Consider the following 3,758-nt stretch of genomic DNA (forward strand, 5'->3'; position numbering starts at 1 on the left):
CGCCTTTTGAAGTTGCGCTTTAGAGTGAGGCATTGTTTTTTTATATCCCGACGCGTCAGCGAGGCGAAGTCAACATCGTTTTTCCCTCGCTGACGCTTCGGGTTATGAGGAAGCTGACGCTTCGGGATTTGAGAAAAGCGCAACTTCAAAAGGCGAGGGCGAAGCAGCCAACATTTTTTCAAATTGTTTAGACAAATGACTCGCCGGGGCGCATCCTGTTGGTTGATGAGCCATTCCATCCCCTTTTCGAAACGCGTTTCTCAGTGCCTTGACCACATGGTGGTTCACGGCGGAGACGCGGTCGCTGGCCTGATCGACCTGACGTCGACTCGGATGGTGCGGTTTGCCACGACGATCACACGAAATCAGCACGACGCGGAAGACGCGGTGCAAACGGTGCTGGTGAAAGTCGCTGAGCGACCGCGACTGGTCCGCGATGCCGACCAACCGTGGAATTACTTGCTTCGAATGGTCCGCAACGAATCGCTCCTGATCACCCGGCGCAAATCTCGCTGGAGTTTGGTCGACAACCTGACGGACCTGCTCACCGTCCGGCGAGTCGATGAACTGGAGCAAGAAGAAACCGTCCGAGAGGTCTGGCGAGCACTTCGCAAATTGCCCACCGAACAAAGTGAAGTGATTGTGCTGAAAATTTGGGAACAAATGACGTTCCTTGAAATCGCTGACGTCCTGGAGATCTCTCCTGGCACATCGGCCAGCCGTTATCGCTACGGAATGCAGAAGATGACTCAGTTTTTGCGTGGTGACGTTGAATCGGAGGTGCCCACGCATGGCTGATCGCAATTCATTCCCGCACGACCGCTCATCTGATTCAGACGGCAAACAAAACCGAATCAATCACGGCTACGAATTCGACAACTGGCAACTTCAAAACGGCGATTCCGTCGAGCACTTGATTCGAAACGCGGGCCGCTACGTACGCCCATCGTCCGAACTTCGCCCACGAGTCCTTGAATCCGTTCGCCATCAAAGCCAAACACGCAAACAAACCGGCGGCGCACTCGGAATGCTCGGCTTGGGAATGGCTACCATGCTGTCGTTTGTTTGGGGCGGCCAATCGATGCAATCCATCGCACCGCTTCCACGAGTGACCAGTGATGAAGTGGAACAAGAAGCAATGCTGCGATCATCAATGACTAATCAATCGCTGGACTGGGGGTTGAGGGACGTGATGGATCAACAACGCCCATCCAAACAACACCGTGCAAACGCCGAGCTCACTCCAGATTCGGGACGCCAACGATGAGCGACCCAACCCCTTCGTCGTCGGCAACTTCCGATCCTCCATCCAACGTCTTTCATGACGGTCTCGCCGCTGCAGTGATGGCTCGCGTCCCCATCCATCTGGGGAACGCCGGCAGCACCAACGGAATGCTGACGCTCGAAAAAGTCGAGTTGCTGAAACGACAACCCGCGACAGAGTGGCCAGCCCGATACCGTGCCGCTCGAGAAGTGTTCGACCGTACCGGAAACATGCAAATCGTTTTGGACGGTTTGACCCACGACACGCGATCCGAAAAAAAACTCTCTCGTTTGCTGTGGGGCTCATGCATTTATCTGATGACTCTGGCGGTGATCGGCTACTTGGGTTTGACATTCTTCACGTACTTCATCGGCCCCAGCGTCAACGCACTGCGTGCCGACATGCAATTGGTTCCCTCCACCCCACAAGCTCCACATTCAGATCCGATCGTGGATTCACTGCCCAACGTGCTGGCGATTGCTCCTTTTGCCCTGCTGGGCATGTGCTTGCTGATCTGGCTCACCGGTGGTGTCTCACGCTGGGCCGCTCGACTGGGAGGCTCAGCGTTCATTCGCGACAACGCATCAGCCGTTGCGATGCGATTGATCGCTGCGATGGCCAAGACCAATGTGCCAGCCGAAGAAGCCGTGAATCTGAGCTGCGATCTTCTCGACAGTGCTCCCGACACTCGCAACCAGGTCCAGACCACGCTTCGCGGCCGCGTCCTCAACGCTTCCTCCGAAACCACGTTGCTGCGACTGGGATCTCACTTCCAAACAAGTGCCGCCAATCGCATCAGTGTGTTGAAAGTCGTGCTTCCGATTGTGCTGACGGCTTTGATCGGTGGCACTGGAGTGATGGCATACAGCTTTGCTTTGTTCAATCCGCTGGTGTCGCTGATTCACGACCTTTCCAGGCCCACTCGTGATCTTCCCGCAGGCAATTTGCCGAAAGCCCAAGCTCCCAAACCGCCCGCGGCACCTCAACCGATCACGCGAAACACAAACGATCCAAATGAGGCAGGCTCCTTCGTTGTTGCAGTCTCACCTCGGCATACGAACGAGTTAGCAACGGAGCTTCCGGGAACTGAGCTTCCCAGTTCACAACGCGAACAATGCGACCGTACGATGGACATCCAAGTCCGTCGACCACAACGGAACAACACCCCGTTGGCGGAAGCTTTCGTCCGGCCAGGAGTGACATCATGACTGACACTCCGGATGAAGAAGTGACTCCTGAACTGGTGAGCCCTGGATCGCCTGGGCTGCCGTTCGTTCGGAAACAAATCGAACAATTGCTTTCGCGACGATCCATGATCGCATTGCAACTGCATCAGGCCGCTCAGCAATCTGTTGGTCATGTGGCCCAGCAAATGAAATTGATGAGCCGCTGGTTTGACCAACCGGTGACTGCCGACGACGTGCTACATCACCCCGAGGCACTTGCGATCTGCCAACCGATGCTAACGGCTCCTCAAGACAACCGCTCCGCCGAGGTTGCCGATGAGAAAACCAGACTCGAAGACGCGGTTCGGCGTTGGGAAAGCACCTTGTCCGGCCGGCCAACCCGAAATCGCATGTGGGTCATTCTCGTTTACCCACTGGTCCTCGCCTTCGTCAGCATCGCGATTTTGATGATCATCTGCGTGTTGCTGGTGCCAGCCTTTGAAGAGATGATGGACGAATTCGGCTTGGAATTGCCATGGGCAACCAAAGTGGTTTTCGCGATTTCTCACTTCACTCGCGATTATGGCTTGGCGTTATGGCTCACCACCATCGCAATTTTTGTGGTCGTGCAACTCATTCGCTATCGGTCTCGCCAGACCGGCCAACACTCGCCATGGGTTCGATTGGGTCGTCGCCTATTCACACCTGCACGATTGGTTTGGGCATCTTGGGCTGAACATGTTGCGATGTTGCTGGACGTCGGCCTAACGCGACGAGAGGCCTACCAGATCGCTGGTGAAAGCAGCTCTTCGGGATGGATATCCACACTCAGCAACGGATGTGTCCAGGCAATCGACGACGGTCGAACACCCTTGGCAGGACCGACACACATCCATGGCAAGCCGTGCCATTTGATGATCCACGCCGTGCAAACCGACCCGGTCCAACAGCAATCCGAATGCATGCGAGATGTCGCCGCCATCTATCGCGATCGCGAACGACACCGACGCCGCGACATATTGATCTGGGTATCGCCAATGATCGTCTGCACGCTGGGAATGACGATTGGGTGGGTGATGGTCGCGCTCTTCATGCCACTCGTCCCGACAGTTCTTGCTGGGATTGAAGCTGCTGAGTTTGAAAGCTGAACAACGTGCGTTGTTGTACCTGCAGTTGTGCTCCGGCATCCACCTGAGTGGGGGTTGGGTTCAGCGTAAAATTTGCTGAGTCTGTTCGGGTCAACGCCGACTGTACACCCTGAGTTGAAAAAAATGGCGAAAGTTCGACCGGATCGTTGGCAGAACGTGCTTTATCGGCATTATTGTCAC

Annotated in this window: 6 protein-coding genes; 4 read left to right on the forward strand and 2 right to left on the reverse strand. The window is 55.5% G+C overall.

Annotated elements, in window-relative coordinates; all coding sequences use genetic code 11:
• Positions 1 to 239, reverse strand: a 239-nt coding sequence (locus ACF8AM_RS21885) for a hypothetical protein (protein WP_392557696.1), incomplete at its 3' end; no start/stop codon positions are given.
• Between ACF8AM_RS21885 and ACF8AM_RS21890 the strand changes: the two genes are divergently transcribed.
• From ACF8AM_RS21890 to ACF8AM_RS21905, 4 genes are read left to right on the forward strand one after another with little or no spacing between them, the layout of a single operon-like run.
• Positions 226 to 798: an RNA polymerase sigma factor gene (locus ACF8AM_RS21890; protein ID WP_392557697.1), complete on the forward strand. Its 573-nt coding sequence runs from the start codon at positions 226 to 228 to the stop codon at positions 796 to 798. The genes ACF8AM_RS21885 and ACF8AM_RS21890 overlap by 14 nt on opposite strands.
• A complete protein-coding gene (locus ACF8AM_RS21895) occupies positions 791 to 1,267 on the forward strand; it encodes a hypothetical protein (RefSeq protein WP_392557698.1) in 477 nt (158 codons plus the stop codon). Before ACF8AM_RS21890 ends, ACF8AM_RS21895 begins: the two co-directional genes overlap by 8 nt.
• On the forward strand, positions 1,264 to 2,472 hold the full coding sequence (locus ACF8AM_RS21900; RefSeq protein ID WP_392557699.1) for a hypothetical protein: 1,209 nt from the start codon (positions 1,264 to 1,266) through the stop codon (positions 2,470 to 2,472). The genes ACF8AM_RS21895 and ACF8AM_RS21900 overlap by 4 nt, the downstream gene beginning before the upstream one ends.
• Complete coding sequence (locus ACF8AM_RS21905) at positions 2,469 to 3,578, forward strand: type II secretion system F family protein (protein WP_392557700.1); 1,110 nt, start codon at positions 2,469 to 2,471, stop codon at positions 3,576 to 3,578. Before ACF8AM_RS21900 ends, ACF8AM_RS21905 begins: the two co-directional genes overlap by 4 nt.
• Here ACF8AM_RS21905 and ACF8AM_RS21910 read toward each other — a convergent pair.
• A partial coding sequence (locus ACF8AM_RS21910) for a hypothetical protein (protein WP_392557701.1) occupies positions 3,520 to 3,758 on the reverse strand: 239 nt, incomplete at its 5' end. The genes ACF8AM_RS21905 and ACF8AM_RS21910 overlap by 59 nt on opposite strands.

The sequence above is a fragment of the Rhodopirellula sp. JB055 genome, from assembly GCF_043100905.1.
Classification (GTDB): Bacteria; Planctomycetota; Planctomycetia; order Pirellulales; family Pirellulaceae; genus Rhodopirellula.

What these genes read in the sequence shown, in the direction of transcription:
- ACF8AM_RS21890 (WP_392557697.1), top strand. Translation starts at nt 226, where the DNA reads ATGAGCCATTCCATCCCCTTTTCGAAACGCGTTTCTCAGTGCCTTGAC.
- ACF8AM_RS21895 (WP_392557698.1), top strand. Translation starts at nt 791, where the DNA reads ATGGCTGATCGCAATTCATTCCCGCACGACCGCTCATCTGATTCAGAC.
- ACF8AM_RS21900 (WP_392557699.1), top strand. Translation starts at nt 1,264, where the DNA reads ATGAGCGACCCAACCCCTTCGTCGTCGGCAACTTCCGATCCTCCATCC.
- ACF8AM_RS21905 (WP_392557700.1), top strand. Translation starts at nt 2,469, where the DNA reads ATGACTGACACTCCGGATGAAGAAGTGACTCCTGAACTGGTGAGCCCT.